Raw genomic sequence first — 20,028 nt, 5'->3', positions numbered from 1 at the left:
TTTATTATATCGTTAGAGAAAAGAGGGTGGGATAATATGGATAAAAATGAAATAAGAACCCCATTTGAATTAGATTTGCTGGCAAAAGCACAGGCTTTGAAAGGCACGAAACCTCCAAGTCCCTGGATACATGAAACCATCGTCCCAGCGAATGGTGTCCTGGCTTGTGGGTGGGATCCTGATGAAAACATCGTACTCATTAGTGGATCAGGCTATAGTGTCACAGAGCCTATAACAGGTCGTCGCCTTACTAGAGAACGAGATGCAGATCGTACAGACGACAGCATAAGTGATGACCGTTTAACGTTTCAGCTGCCAATATCTAAGCAACCGATACCTATTTTTGGCTTTGAAGCAGGAGATGGGATCCATATGACAACAGATGGCTGGCATGTGGAGGTCATTTATCCTTGGTGGCCCCGTGCTACGGTAGTGCTTGATCATCTTTATACGACACATTATGAATATTTAAAAAATGCAACGGCTATTGATGTACAGCGATTAGATGGTGTAATTAAATGTGGCTTCTCTCCATCCGGCAAACATTTACTAATCATGGGCTCAGGCGGTGCCTTGATTTATTCAAGAAAGGAATGAGACCATGAATTATGAAAACGAAGGCTATGTATCCATTTGGGCAGGTAATTTTACTAATGAAGAACAGCTAGCTACCTATCTTAATACAGTTTATCAAGGTGAAGAGGAAACGGACGAATCATTTTCACAAAAGCTAAAGCAGCTTTTTTTAGCAAAAAATGAGCACCGTCCCTGTGAAGAGGCTTTTAAGGCGCTATATGATGAGTTCTATAATCAATTTGAATATGATTTTGGTTTAACATTCGATGAGGATTTCTGTGAGGCATTATTTGATGAGGTTTCTTCTAATCAACTAGGGCAACTTATACGTGATGAATTCTCCTATGCTCAGCAGTTTAAACATCAATTAATAGAAAAAATAGGGAAGGAGTTACCCAAAGCCTATAATACAGTGGTTTTATTATATGATGTGAAGTATGAAGGACAGATTCAACATATGCATCATGAAGCATTTCACTTGGATTTTATTGGTTCTATCAAAATGCGGGAAATTTAATATTACCATTAAAAGTTTTTCGTCAATTACGTATTTACTTTTATGAAATTAGATGTTATAATAATACACGTGCTATTTTAGGTGGCATATTTCCGTAATCTGGCATTCTGCTTTTTGTTTTTGTAGATACTTATTCACACTGGCGCATGCTTTGGGGCTGCAAGGACGCAAAAGATGGTAGGGTTTGCGTTGCTTAAGTTAGAAAGCTCACAGTGGAATTTTACCGCGGTAATGAAACGAATACTGTTTCAAGATAATATTCCCCAGATGATTGGGTTGAGACTTTTACAATTTACGAAAATGTTACCTATAAATACTAAAGGGGTGGTTTCGCACAAGCGAGGCTGCCCCTTGTCTAATTGTATAGCCTGTCGTGCTTTTTAACGACAGGCTATTTTTTTATACATACTATATTGGTATACATTACCGTTTACTCCATTCAGAAAATAAGTAATAATAAAAGTATGAATTTTAGTAAAAATCTAAATTTCGAATAAGAAATCTGAAAAATCAAAAAGGTGAGGGATGTCTATGGAAAATATCAATACTCTTTCAACAAATGTAGCAGCTCAATTAATAAATTTAGCTGAATCACGGCAAGAAAATTTGGAGCAGCTCGTTTCACTTTATTGTCAAGAACGGCTACTATATCGCCTAGCTGGATCATCCTATGACGATCAATTTTATCTAGATGGAGATACATTATTATTTGCATTAACAGATGGGCTGGTAAAGCATTCAAACGTACTTACACTAACAGCTAGAAAAAGCATCCATCAGCATGACATTGTCAATCAGGCATTGAAGGAAATTTGTTTGATGACAGTTGAGGATGGGATTGAATGGTTTGCAGAAAAGATAGAGTCTATATTAACGGATAATAGTATTCACATAACAATACCAGTAGCATTGGCTCAGATGACCACATACATAGAAGTAAAAATTACCTTTAATGAAACCCCGCGATTGATGCCGAAAACAATTATTTTCCCAAGCTTACTAGATTGTAAGGCTGCGGTACTTTATACATATCCAACGGAGTTTGTGCTTGCACAAAAATTTATAGAAATATATCAATATCCAGCGTTAGAGAAGACTGCAAAGGCCATAGAAGATGTACTTTCACTGATCCAAACGCAAAACATTGAAGGGCGTGCTTTACAGGAATATATTGAGGAATTATTTGATCGACATCACTTTACCATCGAATTAAATCCTACGCTTGAAATATCAGGCGTACTGAAACACTTTTTTAATCCTGTTTATGAAGTCATTTTAGATGAGAATGAATTTTTTAAAGAGTGGCAGTTTGACAATCAGGCTTGGCAATAACGATAGACAACCCCGCGAACCTCATATTGTTCGCGGGGTTTTACATATTTTTGTCTCTTTTTTTATTTAAATGATCCGTTGCACGAATAAATGAAGTTGAATCGTATTATGACATGAAGGAGGTTAGGTGAAATATGATAACGTTTGCTGGCTTGTGTGTTCAAGAAATTGTTCAAACCTATAGTGACATGCTTATACGAATTGCTGTGCAACAGACAAAAAGTATGTCTGAGGCGGAGGATATTGTACAAGAGGTTTATATGACACTGATGAAACAGAAAAAGCCTTTCGCTAATGAATCGCATTTAAAGGCTTGGCTTATAAAAGTGACATTCAATAAATGCAAGGATTATTTTAAATCTTCTCGTGTGAAGAAAACGGTTCCAATTACAGAAGACATGTCCTTTATCGCAAAAGAGGAGCAAATCGTTCTTGCTGAAATTTTTGAGCTTCATCCTAAAGAGAGAGCCATTGTTTATTTACATTATTATGAAGGCTACACAACTGCAGAAATTGCCAATTTATTAGAGATAAATGTCAACACAGTAGGCTCCAAGCTACGAAGGGCACGAATGAAGCTGAAAACGATATTAGAAGAGGGGAGTAAAGTATGATGAATGCTTATAAGAATGTGATGAAGCAGATTCATGCTTCGGAGGAATTTAAGGATAAGATGCAGAAAGAGATGTTGGCATATGAAAAGAAAGAAAAGAGGGCCTTTATGAAAAAAGTAAGAATAAGTGTGGCAAGTTTAGTTGCCTGTGCAGTGATTGCAGTAGTTGCTATGGTTCATACAAACAATGATACAACAATTGATTTAACGGAAAGAATTGTAGCGGATCATTCTGCACCTGCAGCAAAAGCATTAGTAAATATCGAAGGAATTATTACAGCAGTTGGAGAGGATGGGCTGAGCTTTACACTAGATAATGGAATGGAAGTCGTCGTGACAGATGAAACTAGAATTGGAATCGATGGTCCAACAGCACCACCTAAGGAAGAACAATTATTTGAGCCTACCTTTAGAGTAGGTAATTTAATAAGTGGCTTTACAGAAAATACTTCCTCACAACCAGTTCAGGCAGCTGTCATTTATACAAATTGGAATTTTGAACAACCGATACGATGAAGAATCCCTTTAGAGGGATTCTTTTTATTATGTATAGGGATAGACTATACTATGTGTGCCTTGCCAATAAATCCTTTAAATACTAAAAACATGAATTAATATTAAGAAAATATTATGTTTATACAAAAAAGTATTGTCTAATGAGAATGATGTCTTTATAATTTACCTAATAGTCTTATATTTCCGAATTGCGAAAAATAATACGCATTATGGAAAAATAGAATAGGGGGATGGGCTATGAAAAGAAAGTTAATGGTGGTACTCACAATTGTGGCAGCTTTCACACTCGTTTTAGCGGGCTGTGGTGCAAAAGAAAATTCATCGTCAGGTGATGGAGAAGGTAAAAAAGTGTATAAGGTAGGAACAGAAGCTACATTTGCTCCTATTGTCTCACTCGACGATAAAGGAAATATTGTAGGAATTGATGTGGATGTTCTACAAGCTATCGCGGATGAAATGGATTTTGACGTGAAGTGGGAAAGTATTGGTTGGGAGCCAGTATTCCAAACAATTAAAAATGGTGAGACGGATATCGGTGGTGCAGGAATTACCATTACGGACGAGCGTAAAGAAACATTTGATTTTACAGAGCCGTATTATGAATCTCAATTATTAATCGTCGTGAAAGAAGATTCAAAAATTAAATCGTTGGATGAATTAAAAGATAAAAAGATTTCCGTCCAAATTAATGCTACTGGTCATATGGCTGCTAAAAAATTACAGGGTGAATCAAGTCCAAATATTTTTGCATTTGAAAATCAACCAATCGCTATACAGGAGATGCTGAATGGCAACGTAGATGCAGCAATTGGTGATAATTCAGTCGTTTACGAATATATCAAAGCACATCCAAATGACAAGCTAAAAGTAATTAAAGATGATTCCTTTGAAAAAGAATATTATGGCTTTATGGTTCAAAAGGGGAATAAAGAGCTTTTAGATAAATTAAACGAAGGTCTTAAAAAGATTAAAGAAAACGGGAAGCTGAAGGAAATTACGGGTTCAGATTTTTAATAGTAAAGGCTAGCATAAACAAACCGTAGAAGCTCACGATAGGTGATTGTCTACGGTTTATTTTGATATAAAACCAAAAAAAGATTGGAGCCACTGTATTAGCTCCAATCATTCTTACTCAAACATTCCTGTACACATGCCGCTTTTCACCATAGTATGAACTTAAAAATAATAGCAAAGCCTTGAACGCGTCATGTTACATTTGAATGATGCAAATTGACTAAATTAGTCCGTAAAGCATAAAGATGATAAATAACCTAACATTAATAAAAGTCCAATACCCATTACGATGTCCATGCTTTGTACCTCCTTTAAAAAAACGACACATTATTCATAAATATTGTACAATGAATTATAGAAATATGAAACCTTTTAATGGCCAGAACGTATATAATAATAGGAGAATTACCAATTTGTACATAAAGCGTAGGTGATAAAATGAAAACGTGGGTTAAAAAAAGTATAGTCATCATGGTTGCGTTTTTAACATTTGGTTTAATCACGCCTACCCATGAGATTTGGGATGCACTCGATCAAAATCCTTCGAACCGTGCATCCATTGGCCCTGCTGCTGGGACAAGCACAGCACTAGCTGCTGAACGTGAGGATAGCAGTGACGAGCAGCTACAGATACAAGAGGAAGAGATTGACTATAATGCCTTACTCATGGATGCAGCTAGAGAGCAATCGTACATAAAGTTTGGCACAAAAATTGGTCCAAAAATTAGTCATGAATTCGACAACATCATCTTCCCAAAAATGGAGGAAGCCATTGCGATGACAGTTGCTACTTTGGACGAGCAATCCCTAGCTTCATTAACTATCTCTGAAAAGCCAAGTGGTCATTATGGTGAGAAAATTTTCAATGTTATCAACAATGAAACTGGAACAGATCTAATTCGCTTCCATGTGCGTACAGAAAAAAGACCACAGGAAGGGTACTATTACAACTTCCATTACCACAGTGCAGAGGACAACTTCATGGCACACTACAACCTGGGCGATATCTATTGGGAAAAAAACACACCACCTAAGTGGTTGTCATAAAAGACTTGAAACACTCGTTTACATGGCGAGTGTTTTTTTGTGCGAAAACGCTGATAGCAGGTTTTATTCGAAGCACCGAGGGCAGAGGTGACGATTAAAAAGTAAGGAAAGTAGAGAGTAGATTAATGTTATTCATTGGGGAGGTTCATGAAATCGTTAAATTTGATATTACACAACACCAAAAGAAACGTTTATTACGCTTTGGAATCAAGGTTTAATACAAGTAAGGTAAGCTGGCTTTGATTGTGCTGGATCTTGAATGGCTGAACAAATAAAGCCAAGAGCTGGAGGAGTATTAGGTAGAGGAAAGTGGTTAGTTGAAAAGATATTGTTCAGAAAGGATGAATGAAATGGACTGGACTGTGAACAAAGGAAATTGTATTAGCCAATGCTATTGGAAAGAAATTAGATACAGGTGGTTATGCAGTAGACTTTCTCGTTAGTTGAACTTTAAGTAAAGATAGGGGAAGGTAAATCCTTCTCCCTAATCTAAGAAACATCTTCTCTGGACGGATATCAAAGTTTAGACAATAAATAAGAATTTTATGTAGCGAATCTTATTATACTCTGTCACCCAGAAGCAGTGGACATCTATTTCAATATTCCTTTCCAGAATACTTTCCAAGTAGATGTTAGTCTTCTTTCATATTCTTCAAATGAATAATTCATGAGATAGAACAACATTCCATCTAGGAGACAAATAAAAGATGTTGCAATGTTTTCTTTTTCGATAAACTGATGATCGTCTGATTTAACATCTAAAATCATATAAAGTAATTTTCTAATTTTATTTTCAACCATACTGTTTTTTTGAGTGATAATTTCTTTAAATCTTTCTGGTGGAAAAACCCCATACCGTTTAAGAAAAACCCCTCTGTCATTCATATAGTAGTATTCATTTAATTCTCCTAACAACTTATATAACTGATCTTTAATGGAAAGTGAACCTATAGTAGATGCTTGATCATCAATAAATTTTACATAGTCATCAATCACAAATTCTACTATTTTTTCAAAGAGTTCATCTTTACTTGAAAAATAAGCATATATGGAAGGTGTCTTAATGTTGACTTTAGTTGCGATATCTTTAAGAGAAGTTTCCTCATAACCTTTTGAGGAAAATAATCTTAATCCATGTTCTAGAATGTTTTGTTTCGTTTCTTCTCCCTTTTTCATTTCCTCACCTCATTTAGAAGTATATACAAATTAGGACACAAGCTTAAGGCCTACTATACTAATTATAATACCACCAACCAACATTAATTTTTTTATACTTTTCGGCTCATTGAAGATTAACATACCAAGTAACACACTACCGGCTGCCCCAATACCTGTCCACAGCCCATAGCCAATACTAATAGGAATTTCTTTTAATGATAGTGAAAGAAAGAAAAAGCTCAATCCCATGCACATGATCAACAATATTGTCGGTTTAAGTTTTGTAAATCCTTCAGTTAATTTAAGGCTAATAATGCCTCCAACTTCAAATATGCCTGCCATTACTATAAAAAGCCATCCCATATTTTAATCACCACTTTCTGTTTCTGTTTCATTGGATACTATTTTCAAACCGATAATGCAGCTGATTAATATTAATACTAAAACAACTTTTGTAAAGCTCACTGGATCACCTAACAAAGTCATACCTACTATAGCTGTTCCAAAGGCCCCTAGTCCTGTAAAGACCGCATAGGCAGTTGATACAGGAAGAACCACTAATGTTTTCGAAAAACACCAAAAACTTAACACCAGTAACAACAATGTAGGAATTAGAACACTTATATTCGTAAAGCCATCAGAGTACTTTAATCCAAGTGCCCAGCCGACTTCAAAGATACCTCCAAGAATCAGATAAAACCAAGCCATTAAAATCTCTCCTTCTTCAAAATTAATTTAGTTACATTAAATTAATTAACGTTCGTTAGATTTTTTGTGGAAAAAATATGACTTTAACACCTTCATTAAAGTCCTTCCTTCAAATAGCAAAATTATTACCTAACGTTAGTTAGATTTTATAATAAGAAACTTAAAGATACAACCCCTATATTTTAGGATCTGGCCGGTATGCTGAAATCATACCTTCATATCTTCATTAAGAGGAAAAGATAACTTTTCGTAAATCGCTAACAAATAGTAACTATATAGAAAGAGACATATGTGGTTAAAACCTAGAATGTGCTACAAAGTTCATTACTTAGAAAAAACTGCATCAGGTACTTTAAGAATTTGTATCATATATAGGTTCCGATTTTGATAAGGTTTCAGAAGTAAGTGAGTACCTGGACTTTTTTATGTTATTCAAATGCACATGTTAACAAACACATAAAAATATTAGTATTGTGCTCAAATTGAACTAAATAAAGAAATTTATAGAAAAAAAGAATTAAAAAAGGTATAATCAATTCAATTTAGAAAATTGGTTCATAAGTAATGGAGGTTAAATGTTTGAGCACTACTTTTATAGCAACTATACAAGTTTTGAATGAAAAAGCAGTTATATCTGCACTTGAATTAAATTTAGCAATGATAGAGTTTAATTTACAAGGCGAAATAATTTGGGTTAATAAAAACTTTTCTAGCACTTTAGGATATGAAGTGAATGAAATGAAAGATATGGAACATAAACAATTATGTACGCAAGAATTTAGAAACAGTAAAGAATACGTTTTATTATGGGATAACCTTCGCAGTGGAATCAAGTTCCAGCAAAAAATGCAGAGAGTCGGTAAAAGGGGGAATTTATTATGGCTTGAAGCTACCTATATACCAATTCTAAATGACAAGGGAAATGTAGGTCATGTTTTGAAGATTGCCACAGATATTACAGAACGTGAAAATAAAACAAGGGATGTTATAGCTCAATTAAATGATATATCTACAGAATTAGGAAATTTGGTTGTTTCTAAATCTAATGAAAACATTCAAGCACTTAATTCTCTAAAAGAAGAAACTAAATTAATAAGTGAAGTATCTAAAAAGATAAGGTATATCGCTTCTCAAACAAATTTATTAGCATTAAATGCAGCCATTGAAGCAGCACGTGCTGGGGAGCATGGGAAAGGATTTGCAGTGGTTGCCGATGAGGTCCGTAAATTAGCCAATAATTCAGATGAGGCTATCAAAGATGTCAGCTCTTATGTAGGGCACATTACTGATGAAGTAACAAAGGTTAGTGATATCACGGAAAACTTACAAAAGTTAGTTGAAAGCACTCAACTAAGGATTAATAAAATTATGAATGAATTTTAAAAAAGATTCTAGAAGTAGTAAACAAATACCAAGGCTAAAATACTTGGTATTTGTTATTTTCTTAATTTTTATCTTCCCTATATTCAAGCGCAAGATGTTTTTTTTGTAAATTAATGTACAACTTAACTACTGATAATTTTGGTCCATATGCTTAAATTTATTGATTAACCATTTCATTACAATAGCTATGACAAAATAGGCTATAAATGAATAGGTGTATTTCCAATGATAGGGTTCATATATTTGTAACCACACCAATAATGGTTCCAATAAAAAAGAGAATACAAAGGCATTTACTATTGCTGCAATTGTAAAAACTTTCCACGTTTTAAAATACTGGTAAAACAACATATAAATTATAGGCATTTGTAGTCTGTGGATTTCGATAGGTAAATGTAAAGGTGTTATTGTAATTGGATATTGCCATAATCCTAACCAAAAACCTGCTATGTCTGCCAATATTGCTATAGTTCCTACAAAAAATCCATATGTGATAATCTCCATTATTCTTTTTTTATCTAAAATAATGATCCATACGATTAATAAACATAAAGATGTAACTGAAAGAATCCACCAACTCAAGGTAAAAACGTTTTCACTTAACCAATACTCTGTTTTTATATTTCTAAATTGTTGTGTCAATTCTTGAACCTCTTGCCAAGTGGGGTGCATCACGATCCTCCTGATTAGGAATTAATCTCTCTTTACTGTTAAATAATTTGATGCCCATTTATGATGGATGTAGAACATAATAAATAAAATACAATCAGTGACATATGAGAATCCTAAGTTCCACCATAAGTCATATTCAATAAATCCTGTAGTCAAATAAAGCAGTTCAATTAAAATGACAAATATAGACCAATAAAATATATGTCGTGTAATAGATAAAAAATTTTCCTTTTTAGGTAATGACTGTAGAAAAAATAGATAACCACAAAGTATATCCCAAAGCCATTTAGAAGATTAATAAAAAATTGTTCGATCTTTGTTCCTGGATATTCCCATAAAGGGTAAACAAACATCATCAAATTCGCAATTAATGATAAAATAATACCAACGTAGCATGTGAACACATATAGTGGGAACTTCTTTTTATTAGAAAAAAATAAAAATGCAAGCCAACATATAAAAAAAGAGACTGTTCCAATCAGCACCGAATAAACACCTTCTATCACAATCTGTCTTGTGCTACTTCATAATAATATCTTTTGACAATATCTCAAATATATACTTATAGTGCTGAACTATGCCATAACATTTAGTCTTTAAACTGAAGTATGATTAATTCATTAAAATTTAAACTATAAAAAGTAATTTCAATGAACCCGAAATAGGGTGTTTTGTTCCCCGTTTAGATCTTTATCTTATGAGAGTTCCTTTTTTATCTAATTTAAGCCAAGTTATAATCAAAATATTTATTTTTTATTACAAAAAATACTAAATTATTTATAATATATAAATGAATGAAAAAACACGATTCGGTTGGTAGTCCGGATGCATCAAAATGACGATGTCAGTAGCCTTCCCCTCCTCGGGATGTCCATCATTCAAGATTAAATTATGAGGGGGGACCTACTATGAAACTAACCATTTATTATGATGGCCAATTTTATATAGGGCTAATAGAAAACATTTCTGAAAACAAATACAAAGCATATAGGTATGTTTTCGGCAATGAACCTAAGGACCACGAAGTCTTAGATTTTGTAAATAAAAACTTGTTTGATTTTATCAATAATGATAAACATGGTGGAATACCGATCAAACAAGATACAGTAAAAAAAAATCAATCCGAAAAGACTTCAAAGAAAAGTTGCTAAAGAACTTAAAAAACCTAGTATTTCAACTAAGGCTGAAGAAGCTCTTAAAGCAGAATTTGAACTCAGAAAAAAAGAAAAATCTGTTACCAGCAAACGACTGAAAGAAGAACGTAAAGAGTATATTAGGAATATCAAGGTTCAAAAGGCTAAAAATAAACATAAGGGTAGGTAACATCTTTTTTTACTGGCAACATTGGTTGTCAGTTTTTTAGATTATTATTAAACTTTCTCTTTCAAATTTTTCCTTGTGGTAATTTGTTTGTTGGATATTTATGTTAAAATTAATTTTAAAAGATTAACTCTTCACAAACTAAATATCGTAAAGCCATGAGGTATCAGAAACACAGTAACTATTAAGCTTAGTCTATTTGAAAAACAAGATGTAGCCTTTTAGCTTAGGAATGGAAGTGAGATATATGGATGAAAGAAATACAACAATGGAAACATACTTTCATACAAAGGATATTGCCAAACGAAACGCATTATTAAAGCAATTCGTATTTGACTTGCCTGAGAACGGAAAGGACTTTTTTCTAAAAGTGTATAAAAAAGAGCGATATTTGGATATGCGACTTACGGCCATTAGAGGATATGCTGCCTTTGCAAGCGAAGAAGAAGTTGCCATATTAATGAATAAGATGTTGGAAATCTTAAAAAAGCGTGCCGAAAGTACTCCATATAATTATCAGGAATATGAAATTTTACGATCATCTTTTCTGATGCCTTACTTGCTGGAAAACTATCCATATGACTGCTTCAAAAAATTTAATGAACAATTAAAAAAACAGTACGATGCCATGCCGGAAGTTTTCAAAGGAATTTTTACATGTGATGATAAAGGTGACCATATTCAACTAATTCCTCCCGCAATAGTGCGGAAAAAGATTGATGGTTTCCTTCGTGGAGAACAACAATAGTACTAATGGGTATCGTGCTGAAATGATTAAGCCATTTATTTTGAATGGCTTTTTATTTTTTACTTCATTCTCGCAGAGGCAACAATGAACAAATATCCTTTCTTAATAATCGTTTAGGGGAGAATTATGCAGATCGGAATACCAAGTCCAATGTGCCTTTTTCAGTGAGTAACACATTTAAAGAAAATCATTATTGGAGCAAAGAAATTGTGAGGATTTTCACTTAAACTAAAGGGGAATTTTACTGGAATAGTTTGCATGGTATATTGTGGTAATATAAGGTTGTAAAGGGGGAAATCTAAATGGTTAGAAATGCTCAAACAAATAGTAATTCGGTAATTTCTTTAACTCTTGGTATTCTTTCAATCTTAATACCATTTATCGGTTTGTTTTTGGGTTGTATAGGTGTTTTAGTGGCTAGAAAAGCGACAAAAGAAATTGTACAAAATAACCAAAGTGGTAGTGGATTAGCTATTTCCGGTTTAATTTGTAGCGTGGTGGGAATTTTCATTCAACTCTTTGCAGTACTTAGTATTCTCGTTTTCTATTCTGTAAGAAGTGTAGGATAGTATTTAAGGCTCTTATTAAACAAAAGAGTATGCTTAAAAGAAATTTTAAGTGGTAAGTTGTACTATAGTAAAATGTTATAGGTAATTTAAGCAGGTTATGAAGAAATTTTAAAAATTATATTGACAATATAATTTTTTGCTGTAAAATGAAAAACAATTCAAAAATATTTGTATAGAACAAAGGCAATGAAAAGAAATAGTATCAATTATTTTTACGAACAGAAAGTTACCGGTTGATGAGAGGTGCATGTAAAACGATTGAGAATTCATCTTGGAGCTGTGTACCGAAAAGATTATTCTTAGTAGGCTACGCCGGTGAGCACCCGTAATCATGTGCGAGAGTATCGTCAATTGACCGTACTTCTTAAGGTAAGTAATGTGAATTGCTTATAAATTAAAGGTGGTAACACGAGTTGAATCGTCCTTTTGGTTAATCCAAAAGGGCGTTTTTTTTTATTCCTTTTTTGAGCAAGTATTTGAAAATCTAAACGTAATAGGAGTTAGTCATTATGAAAGACAATCATCAAGATTCACAGCTAAAGCGCGGATTAAGTACTCGGCACATACAATTAATTGCACTTGGCGGATCCATTGGGGTCGGTTTATTTTATGGCTCTAGTTCAACCATTCAAATGGCTGGGCCATCTATTTTACTAGCTTATCTAATTGGCGGATTAGTTATTTTCACAATTATGAGAGCATTAGGCGAAATGGCAGTAGAGGAACCTGTGTCAGGCTCATTCAGTACGTACGCGAATAAATATTTAGGACGCTTTGCAGGGTTCTTATCTGGTTGGACGTATTGGTTCATGTGGATAGTCGTTGGTATGGCAGAATTAACAGTAGTCGGTGTATATATTAACTACTGGTTCCCTGATATCCCACAATGGGTAACTGCCCTTGTAGTACTTGTTATTATGACGCTTGTAAACTTAGCAAATGTAAAAGCTTACGGAGAATTCGAATTCTGGTTTGCGATGATTAAAGTTGTGGCGATTATCGGTATGATCGTTCTAGGATTAGCTATTATTTTCTTTGGTGTTGGTAACCACGGTGAAGCAATTGGCTTCGACAATTTATGGGCACACGGTGGCTTCATGCCAAACGGATTCCATGGTATTTTAATGTCACTAGTATTAGTTATGTTCTCATTCGGTGGGGTTGAGTTAGTTGGTATTTCCGCAGGAGAAGCCAAAAATCCTAGCAAGTCAATTCCTTCAGCTATTAACAATATCGTTTGGCGTATTTTAATTTTCTATATTGGTGCATTAGGCGTTATGATGGTTATTTATCCTTGGAACGAAGTTGGTTCAGAAGGTAGCCCATTCGTTCAAATTTTCGATTACGTTGGTATCCCTGCTGCGGCTCACATTATTAACTTTGTTGTCATTACAGCAGCAATGTCCGCATTTAATAGTGGTTTATATGGTTCAGGACGTATGCTACACAACTTATCAGTACAAAAAAATGGTCCAAAATATTTTAAAACAGTAAGTAAAAACGGTAGTCCGCGAAGAGGGATATTATTTTCTTCAGCGATGTTATTAATTGCGGTTGTCTTAAACTATGTAGTACCTGAAAAAGTGTTCATCTATATTTCTGCTGTTGCGACTGTTGCAGTCATAACGAGCTGGATGATTATTTTATTAGCCCAATTGAAATTTAGAAAGTCAAAAACGAAAGAGGAAGTAGCGGAACTGAAATTCAAAATTCCGCTCTATCCACTTTCTACGTATCTTGCCATTGGATTCTTATTAATGGTCATTGTGTTAATGGCATTTATTCCGGATATGCGTGTTGCCCTATATGTCGCACCAGTTTGGTTTATCATCTTATTTGTTGGATACAAAGTAGTAAATGTTAAAAGGTAGTTACATTTCATTTAACTGATATTTCTTTAACAAAGACAGATGTAAAAAAGTCATATTGGTTAACTCGTTTAGTTACACCTATATAAAGATTAATAATTTTTATACACTAGGAACTACCGTTAATAATGTTCCCAAATGTGTTGAAACCAGATTCCATATTCAATGGAATCTGGTTTTTTGTATTTTATTTATGCATGCAGAAATATTTCCTGAAGTTGCATTGTGTAATATTAACATATCCAGTATCATGTTCGATTACTGGCGAAGTTATCTCGCAGTATGTTATTTAGTAGAGGTTCGTGCTAATAATAATGTGAAGGCTGTCTTCGAGGATTACCACAATTGGCATAAAGAAGGTCGAAAAATACCTTTAACAAACTATTTTGGATTAAGTACCTTTTTTGATTAAAGTACTTAAAGTACTTATATTGAACTAAAAATACAATTTAAACAATCGGGCGCTTTTAGTAAGGAAAGCGTCTTTCTTCATCGAAAAGGGCATTTAATTGAATAATATACAATAAATAAATTAGACGTGGTAATTGGAGGAAAAATGCTTAATCAAATGGAACAGTTAGCTTGGGATGTTTGTAAATTTTAAATGGGTAATTAACTTAAATTTGGAACTTATATTCATTTCAGTCGTATTAAAGAAAAGGACTATGTAAGTTCAATGAGATACATATAATATGTAATGATAAAAGGGAGAAAATGAAATGACTATTTATTTAGTAATGTTACCAATGATTAGTATGTTGTTGGGTTTGTATTTCGTATGTCTGGGACTCTGGGAATTAAGAGTTGGTATAGATAGAAAAAGATTTATAGCCTTCTCGTTTACAGGGTTATTTTTGATCTTTATATTTCCGAAAATGTTTGGATTTTTTCAATTTAATTATTAATAGCTTTCAATAAAAAATTATTCGTTAACTAGACTAACGGAGTAGGTTAGTTAAAGAAGGCAAAAGTAAGAACGTATTTATATACTGTTAAGTTTTTGTTGTGTAAGGAGGGAAAACAATGCTTAAACAAATCATTCAAAATTGGAATCAGTATTGTAGAGATGAAAATTTTGTTGGTATAGGTTCTACAAGAAAATTATACAGAGTTTTCGATTATGTGATAAAAGTACATTTGCATCCGATCGGTTATAAACAATCAAAAAAAGAATTTGAAATTTACACTTCAATGGCTGATAAAGGTCTTGAAAAGTTACTAGCTCAGACATACTATGTTGATAAATTCATATCTATACAAAAATATTACAAACCATTAGAACTAAAAAATAATCAATCGTATGAGGTGAAAGTTGAAGAATATCGACACTTGATCCCTAATTTGTTTGAAGAGGTTTTAGAAGTATTAGATAAAAAGTTTGACTGCTTTGATTTAGTAGATAGTAGTAATTATGGTTTAAACAATGATGGTAAACTTGTTTTTACTGATTATGGTATGACAAAAAGTTTATATGAGAAAGAATGGGTTCCATTAGCCGAAGAGGGCATACTTCCGCAAATACATTATGATTTTTGCAGCGATTGTGGAATCGAAAAGGAACTTCGGATGTACGGAGACAATGACATAGACAAACGTTGTTATGTTTGTGGTAAAGAATAAGGATCATCCATTGCGGGAAAGATTGTAAAATAGTGTACTTATATTAGCGGGGGAGTTAGTTCTATATAAGCGATTATAGGAATTAACCCATATTTTAGTGGAGTAATGTTCAATGTGTTTCAGAAGGACAATTAAATCTGGATTGTATTAGCGGAAAAAAAGAGGGGCGGATTACCCCTCTTTTTTTAATCTAATTCAATGTTGTAAAGTACCTTATCTCTTCATTAGCCGTATAAAATCCAACAGATTCGTATAAAGATAAAGCGGACTTATTTGTAGTTAATACCATGAGGGTAGCGGAATGTATCTGATGAGATTTTAGATAACCCAAAGCTTGTGTAAGCAAAAACTTAGCGATGCCGCGCTTCCTCCATGGTTCACGGACAAAAACATCCTCTATTACACCATAGTCATTCTCTCGCCATACCATTAGTCCGCCCACAAGGGTATCTTCTTGACGTATGATCATCGATGTCCATAGTTTGTTTTTCTTGTATTCAGTTAATCTATTAAGTCCTAGTGGAGTGTCAGGCCAAATTTCAGCTTCTACATCTAGGTAATCTCTTTCCTCGCGAGATGTCTCCATCTTCCAATTCGAAAATTGAAAGCCTTCTTGGAGAAATAAATCAGGAATAGGTTTATTCAAGTCACGATTCATGCGAAACAAACTGTTCAGATGACGGAATCCTTTTTGGATAAAAAATTGATTGTTTGCTGTTTCTGTTGAATCGTTACCAACACAAAGTATTGTTCCATATTCTTTAGGTAAGTTATCCTTTAATTGATTGGCTCTAAAGAAAAGATACTGATAGACTTTATCGAGTAAATCAAAGTCACTTTCTCTTTCGGGAATAATTTTAAGATTAATGTATAGAGAGTGATTGTTTTCTTTTGAACGACCAGGGGGGACAACGTTAATTATGCTTACTTGCCCCTTAGCGACCATTTTTCCATTTTCAAATGCACAATAAACGTTACGCCAATTATCTTCATCACCGACCCACCAAAACGTTGCATTTTCTTTTGCAGTTACTAATTGATATAACTCGCCAAGTAAAGGCATATCTTCATGTTTGAAATGACGAATGGAAATCTCTGTTGATGATTCGCTCAAAATAATACCCCTTTCAAAAGTAGGGGGTTTCGCAGTTTAGAGGGCTAGCTATGCGTTTTCCCCTTTAAAAGTTTGCCCTTTACTAACAATTCCTTAATCACATAAAACGCCTCCTTTAACTATTATTACCATTTAAAGTAACACACTTTAATACGTGTATCAACATCATTTCATCTCTATGTATATTTATTCCACTTGCATATAGTCGCAGTTCAAATCATTTACATCCACAGATATTTTTTGTGCAACAAAAATGCTTAGAGAGGTACTAAGACTAGAGGTAGTAGCAGTAACCTGTCATCACTTATATTATTTTATTCAACAATAGTGTCTGAATGATGTTGAGCCTTAAATATAGGATTGTTCAACAATCGAGTGCTTTTCTTAGGTAACGGCGATAAAGGGTTTCATTTTGGTAAATTTCTAGAAGCAATAAACTAAAAACCAGGCGCTCGAATGAGAGCCTGGTTACGGTTAGGTTGAATACGCTTACTTCAAATGAAACAATTTTATCCTGCATCATTTGTTACCCTTTTAAAGGGTAATAAAATCATTGCGTTTATTCATCATCTTGCTTGATCATCATAATAGGCTTCATTTGCAGCCTTATGATTATTGCCTTTTAAGTAAGCTAAAATCAAAGTAGGTCGTTTAAGTAAAATCCAGTCCCCATAATGATCGAAACGCCTGCAAGAAGTGATCATACCATTCTTTATTGTTCCGTATTTTTTTCCATTTGTTTTTCCTAATTGTTTTAATCGTTTTGCAAAATCAGCATCTTCAGCCATAAGCATCTTCTCATTAAAACCTTTAATTGCTTGGAAATCCTTTCTATAGCACCAAAAAATCCCTACAGAAATAAATCCATATTTAAACAATAAGGGAACTATCAATAGCATGGTTGAAACAATGATTCCAAGCGACACTCTCTCGAAATTTCCGTTTACTCCTCCTCCAATGTATTGATTAGAAGCTAGATGCTTTTCAACTTCGGATAAAAAATGTTCAGTCATTCGAGTATCTGCATCGATTGTAATCAAGATTTCACCTTTTGCTAAAGCAGCTCCCGCATTTCTAATTTTGGATAAATTTTTATCTTCATTTACCAATGTTACACAATTGTATGACTTTGCAATTTCCTCTGTTCTATCTGTACAACGGTTAAGCACCACAATCACTTCAACTTGATTTTTATAAAGTTGTGCAGCTTTTGCAATTGAATCTAGGCATCCACCTATATACTTTTCTTCATTATGAGCGGGTATTATAACGGAAAATTTCACATCATTTTCATTAACAATAAATTGCTTGTTTTCGGACATAGCAAAATCCCTCTCCCTAGTTAAAATTGGTCCTTACAAATTTAGTATAACATTTACATAAATATCTTTTTGTGTAAAATTTATAACATTTTATTTAATTACTTCATCACAGCAAAGATTGTGTTTGAATAAAGGTTTCGATCTTGAAAAAGTTCCGGATTCAATAACTAAAAACCAGACTATCGAATAGGGTCTAAATTTAATCATTTTATTCTTCACGTCATACTATTAAAATCAAAATATGATAAGAAAATTTGAAAATAAAGCAGCCTAACAATTAATAACGATAAGATACTATCCAATTTGAACTCTGGGAAACCTAAGTGGTTGATAAAACACCGAAAATTCTCGTAGACATTTTTTATGCGAAATCGTTGTTATATCAGCGTTTAGGTCTTTTAATGAATACGATAATTTCCCATACGAAGCCTTCTAAAGAAGAAATAATGATTGAGCCAGAGCGAAGGATAATGAAGAAATCAGTCGCTTGTTGGTGGAATGTGGTACTGAACTTGTCATTTCTTGCGCTTACCCGGGAAATTTTTTTATTTCCTAACTGGAGCAACTAATAAAGAAAAATAGCTACCTGTTAAGGCAGCCATTCCTTATTCTGCTACATTGCCCATCGCTATAGAAATTCGATTCCAGCTATTAATTTGATTAATCAAGATAACTAGATCGACATACGCTTTTTCATCAAAATGCTTACGTACACGTTCATATAAAACATCAGGAACTCGTTTTTCTGGAATAAGTGTAATATGTTCCGTTAATTCTAATGCTACTTTTTCAGCTTCTGAATAAAATGTACATTCTCTCCAAGCACTAATACAGTATAAACGTTGTTCCGTTTCTCCCATCTTTTTAGCATCAGCAGTGTGCATGTTGATGCAATAGGCACAACCATTAATTTGAGAGGCTCTAATTTTAATGAGTTCACGAAGTTTTCTTTCGATAGCACTTTTCTTCGTGTATTTTTCCATTTCCATCATGATCTTCATAGCATCCGTTGCAATTTCATAGTAATTTATACGTTGTGTCATTGTGAATCCCTCCATTATTTATTAGCTAATTCAATTGACTTTGTTAACTACCTATCTAAAACAACCTCTCTATATAGATTAATTTAATTAACTACTTCATGGTCCTATTTATTTTTTTATCAGTTTGTAGAAATTGTCTCATAGAAGTCTTTGAATCCACTTTGGGGTGTGCTTGAGCAGAGTAGTTACTACATAAAAATCCTCCCATATAATAAAGATTGAATTAATCGTCGATTAAATTAATCGTTGATTAACTTTGTCTACAATATACGCTTTTAACTATCTTTTGTCAAACTGATTCATTTATGTATTTCTAAAATGTGTTACTATCATGGTAAGGATAATGTTTTAAGAAGGTGAAGTAATGAAATATAGTGTTATGGTTGAATATGCACTACATAGTCTTGTTTATTTAATCGATGTACCACCAAATGAAAGTATTGGCATAAAAGATTTATCTGAATTTCAAGGATTATCAGAGACCTATCTTTCAAAAGTTTTAGGGAAATTGTCCAAGGAAGGGATTGTAAGTTCCGTATCTGGAGTAAAAGGGGGGTATCGACTCAATAAAAAACCACAAGATATTTCATTTTGGGATGTTGTGCGTGCCGTAGAAGGTGAAGATCCGATATTTCAGTGTAAGAATATTAAAGCGAATTTTGCTTATCAAAAAACAAACGAACAGTGTGAATCCTGTACAGGTCAATCGAATTGCACGATTAATAGTGTAATGCTTGAAGCTGAAGAACAAATGCGTAATTATTTAAGAAGTAAAACAATAGCTTGGTTAGAAGAGGAACTACAACGGACATTACCGAGAAAGCAACTAGAAGAAGCAAAAAATTTCTTTAAAAAAGGGAATGAATAGCTTCAGAAGGAAAAAACACA

22 protein-coding genes, 1 pseudogene and 1 other annotated feature are annotated in these 20,028 nt (G+C 33.6%); of the genes and pseudogenes, 16 read left to right on the top strand and 7 right to left on the bottom strand.

Annotation, left to right across the window (positions count from 1 at the left end; genetic code table 11):
- Positions 1-36: 36 nt before the first annotated feature.
- From SJW71_RS13520 to SJW71_RS13490, 7 genes are all read left to right on the top strand, one after another.
- Positions 37-597, top strand: coding sequence for a hypothetical protein (locus SJW71_RS13520; RefSeq protein WP_431811016.1), 561 nt, complete (start codon positions 37-39; stop codon positions 595-597).
- 4 nt (positions 598-601) lie between these two features.
- Positions 602-1,093, top strand: a complete 492-nt coding sequence (locus SJW71_RS13515; protein ID WP_431811015.1) for an immunity 22 family protein — start codon at positions 602-604, stop codon at positions 1,091-1,093.
- Between the two features lie 531 nt (positions 1,094-1,624).
- Positions 1,625-2,425 carry a nucleotidyl transferase AbiEii/AbiGii toxin family protein gene (locus SJW71_RS13510; protein WP_431811014.1) on the top strand — a complete coding sequence of 267 codons (801 nt, stop codon included), beginning with the start codon at positions 1,625-1,627 and terminating at the stop codon, positions 2,423-2,425.
- A gap of 134 nt (positions 2,426-2,559) precedes the next feature.
- Positions 2,560-3,039 carry an RNA polymerase sigma factor gene (locus SJW71_RS13505; RefSeq protein ID WP_274797313.1) on the top strand — a complete coding sequence of 160 codons (480 nt, stop codon included), beginning with the start codon at positions 2,560-2,562 and terminating at the stop codon, positions 3,037-3,039.
- Positions 3,036-3,554, top strand: a complete 519-nt coding sequence (locus SJW71_RS13500; protein WP_274796976.1) for a hypothetical protein — start codon at positions 3,036-3,038, stop codon at positions 3,552-3,554. The genes SJW71_RS13505 and SJW71_RS13500 overlap by 4 nt, the downstream gene beginning before the upstream one ends.
- A 237-nt stretch (positions 3,555-3,791) precedes the next feature.
- Positions 3,792-4,568 (top strand): basic amino acid ABC transporter substrate-binding protein, encoded by a 777-nt coding sequence (locus tag SJW71_RS13495; protein WP_313469593.1) that lies wholly within the window; start codon positions 3,792-3,794, stop codon positions 4,566-4,568.
- A 438-nt stretch (positions 4,569-5,006) separates the two neighbouring features.
- A complete protein-coding gene (locus SJW71_RS13490; RefSeq protein WP_274796979.1) occupies positions 5,007-5,615 on the top strand; it encodes a YpjP family protein in 609 nt (202 codons plus the stop codon).
- A gap of 591 nt (positions 5,616-6,206) precedes the next feature.
- On the opposite strand, the gene SJW71_RS13485 is transcribed toward SJW71_RS13490, so the two are convergent.
- The 3 genes from SJW71_RS13485 to SJW71_RS13475 are packed head-to-tail and all read right to left on the bottom strand — an operon-like array spanning position 6,207 to position 7,481.
- Entirely contained in the window at positions 6,207-6,791 is a 585-nt protein-coding gene (locus SJW71_RS13485; protein WP_322604988.1) for a TetR/AcrR family transcriptional regulator, read from the bottom strand.
- 30 nt (positions 6,792-6,821) lie between these two features.
- Complete coding sequence (locus SJW71_RS13480) at positions 6,822-7,136, bottom strand: DMT family transporter (RefSeq protein ID WP_274796982.1); 315 nt, start codon at positions 7,134-7,136, stop codon at positions 6,822-6,824.
- A gap of 3 nt (positions 7,137-7,139) precedes the next feature.
- Entirely contained in the window at positions 7,140-7,481 is a 342-nt protein-coding gene (locus SJW71_RS13475) for a DMT family transporter (protein ID WP_313469595.1), read from the bottom strand.
- 564 nt (positions 7,482-8,045) lie between these two features.
- On the opposite strand from SJW71_RS13475, the pseudogene SJW71_RS13470 reads away from it, so the two are divergent.
- Together SJW71_RS13470 and SJW71_RS13465 are read left to right on the top strand one after the other, a co-directional pair.
- Positions 8,046-8,447, top strand: a pseudogene (locus SJW71_RS13470) (PAS domain-containing protein); the annotation flags it as partial.
- A gap of 60 nt (positions 8,448-8,507) precedes the next feature.
- Positions 8,508-8,864: a methyl-accepting chemotaxis protein gene (locus SJW71_RS13465; protein WP_396631774.1), complete on the top strand. Its 357-nt coding sequence runs from the start codon at positions 8,508-8,510 to the stop codon at positions 8,862-8,864.
- A gap of 126 nt (positions 8,865-8,990) precedes the next feature.
- Here the strand turns inward: SJW71_RS13465 and SJW71_RS13460 are convergent, their stop codons facing one another.
- Positions 8,991-9,536 carry a CBO0543 family protein gene (locus tag SJW71_RS13460; RefSeq protein ID WP_431811013.1) on the bottom strand — a complete coding sequence of 182 codons (546 nt, stop codon included), beginning with the start codon at positions 9,534-9,536 and terminating at the stop codon, positions 8,991-8,993.
- A 908-nt stretch (positions 9,537-10,444) separates the two neighbouring features.
- Here SJW71_RS13460 and SJW71_RS13455 point away from each other — a divergent pair.
- The 6 genes from SJW71_RS13455 (at position 10,445) to SJW71_RS13430 (ending at position 15,661) form a co-directional block, all read left to right on the top strand.
- Positions 10,445-10,687 carry a DUF2992 family protein gene (locus SJW71_RS13455; RefSeq protein WP_431811012.1) on the top strand — a complete coding sequence of 81 codons (243 nt, stop codon included), beginning with the start codon at positions 10,445-10,447 and terminating at the stop codon, positions 10,685-10,687.
- Positions 10,653-10,859 carry a DUF2992 family protein gene (locus SJW71_RS13450; RefSeq protein WP_431812208.1) on the top strand — a complete coding sequence of 69 codons (207 nt, stop codon included), beginning with the start codon at positions 10,653-10,655 and terminating at the stop codon, positions 10,857-10,859. Before SJW71_RS13455 ends, SJW71_RS13450 begins: the two co-directional genes overlap by 35 nt.
- 244 nt (positions 10,860-11,103) lie before the next feature.
- Complete coding sequence (locus SJW71_RS13445) at positions 11,104-11,604, top strand: hypothetical protein (protein ID WP_274796987.1); 501 nt, start codon at positions 11,104-11,106, stop codon at positions 11,602-11,604.
- 302 nt (positions 11,605-11,906) lie between these two features.
- Positions 11,907-12,173: a DUF4190 domain-containing protein gene (locus SJW71_RS13440; protein ID WP_274796988.1), complete on the top strand. Its 267-nt coding sequence runs from the start codon at positions 11,907-11,909 to the stop codon at positions 12,171-12,173.
- 177 nt (positions 12,174-12,350) lie between these two features.
- Positions 12,351-12,602, top strand: a binding site (T-box leader).
- Between the two features lie 80 nt (positions 12,603-12,682).
- Positions 12,683-14,044 (top strand): amino acid permease, encoded by a 1,362-nt coding sequence (locus SJW71_RS13435; protein ID WP_431811011.1) that lies wholly within the window; start codon positions 12,683-12,685, stop codon positions 14,042-14,044.
- 1,020 nt (positions 14,045-15,064) lie between these two features.
- On the top strand, positions 15,065-15,661 hold the full coding sequence (locus tag SJW71_RS13430; protein ID WP_431811010.1) for a protein kinase: 597 nt from the start codon (positions 15,065-15,067) through the stop codon (positions 15,659-15,661).
- A gap of 190 nt (positions 15,662-15,851) precedes the next feature.
- Here the strand turns inward: SJW71_RS13430 and SJW71_RS13425 are convergent, their stop codons facing one another.
- The 3 genes from SJW71_RS13425 to SJW71_RS13415 form a co-directional block, all read right to left on the bottom strand.
- Entirely contained in the window at positions 15,852-16,775 is a 924-nt protein-coding gene (locus tag SJW71_RS13425) for a GNAT family N-acetyltransferase (protein ID WP_431811009.1), read from the bottom strand.
- A 566-nt stretch (positions 16,776-17,341) separates the two neighbouring features.
- The gene (locus SJW71_RS13420; protein ID WP_431811008.1) at positions 17,342-18,097 is read right to left on the bottom strand and encodes a glycosyltransferase; all 756 of its coding nucleotides are present in this window, start codon (positions 18,095-18,097) and stop codon (positions 17,342-17,344) included.
- 605 nt (positions 18,098-18,702) lie between these two features.
- A complete protein-coding gene (locus SJW71_RS13415; protein ID WP_431811007.1) occupies positions 18,703-19,140 on the bottom strand; it encodes a carboxymuconolactone decarboxylase family protein in 438 nt (145 codons plus the stop codon).
- Between the two features lie 364 nt (positions 19,141-19,504).
- Between SJW71_RS13415 and SJW71_RS13410 the strand changes: the two genes are divergently transcribed.
- Positions 19,505-20,008: an Rrf2 family transcriptional regulator gene (locus tag SJW71_RS13410; protein ID WP_322604994.1), complete on the top strand. Its 504-nt coding sequence runs from the start codon at positions 19,505-19,507 to the stop codon at positions 20,006-20,008.
- Positions 20,009-20,028: the final 20 nt, after the last annotated feature.

Source organism: Lysinibacillus sp. FW12, from assembly GCF_050817245.1.
In the GTDB taxonomy this organism is placed as follows: domain Bacteria; phylum Bacillota; class Bacilli; order Bacillales_A; family Planococcaceae; genus Lysinibacillus; species Lysinibacillus irui.
The sequence above is the reverse complement of the archived record's forward strand: the minus strand, read 5'-3'. Positions and strand labels throughout refer to the sequence as shown.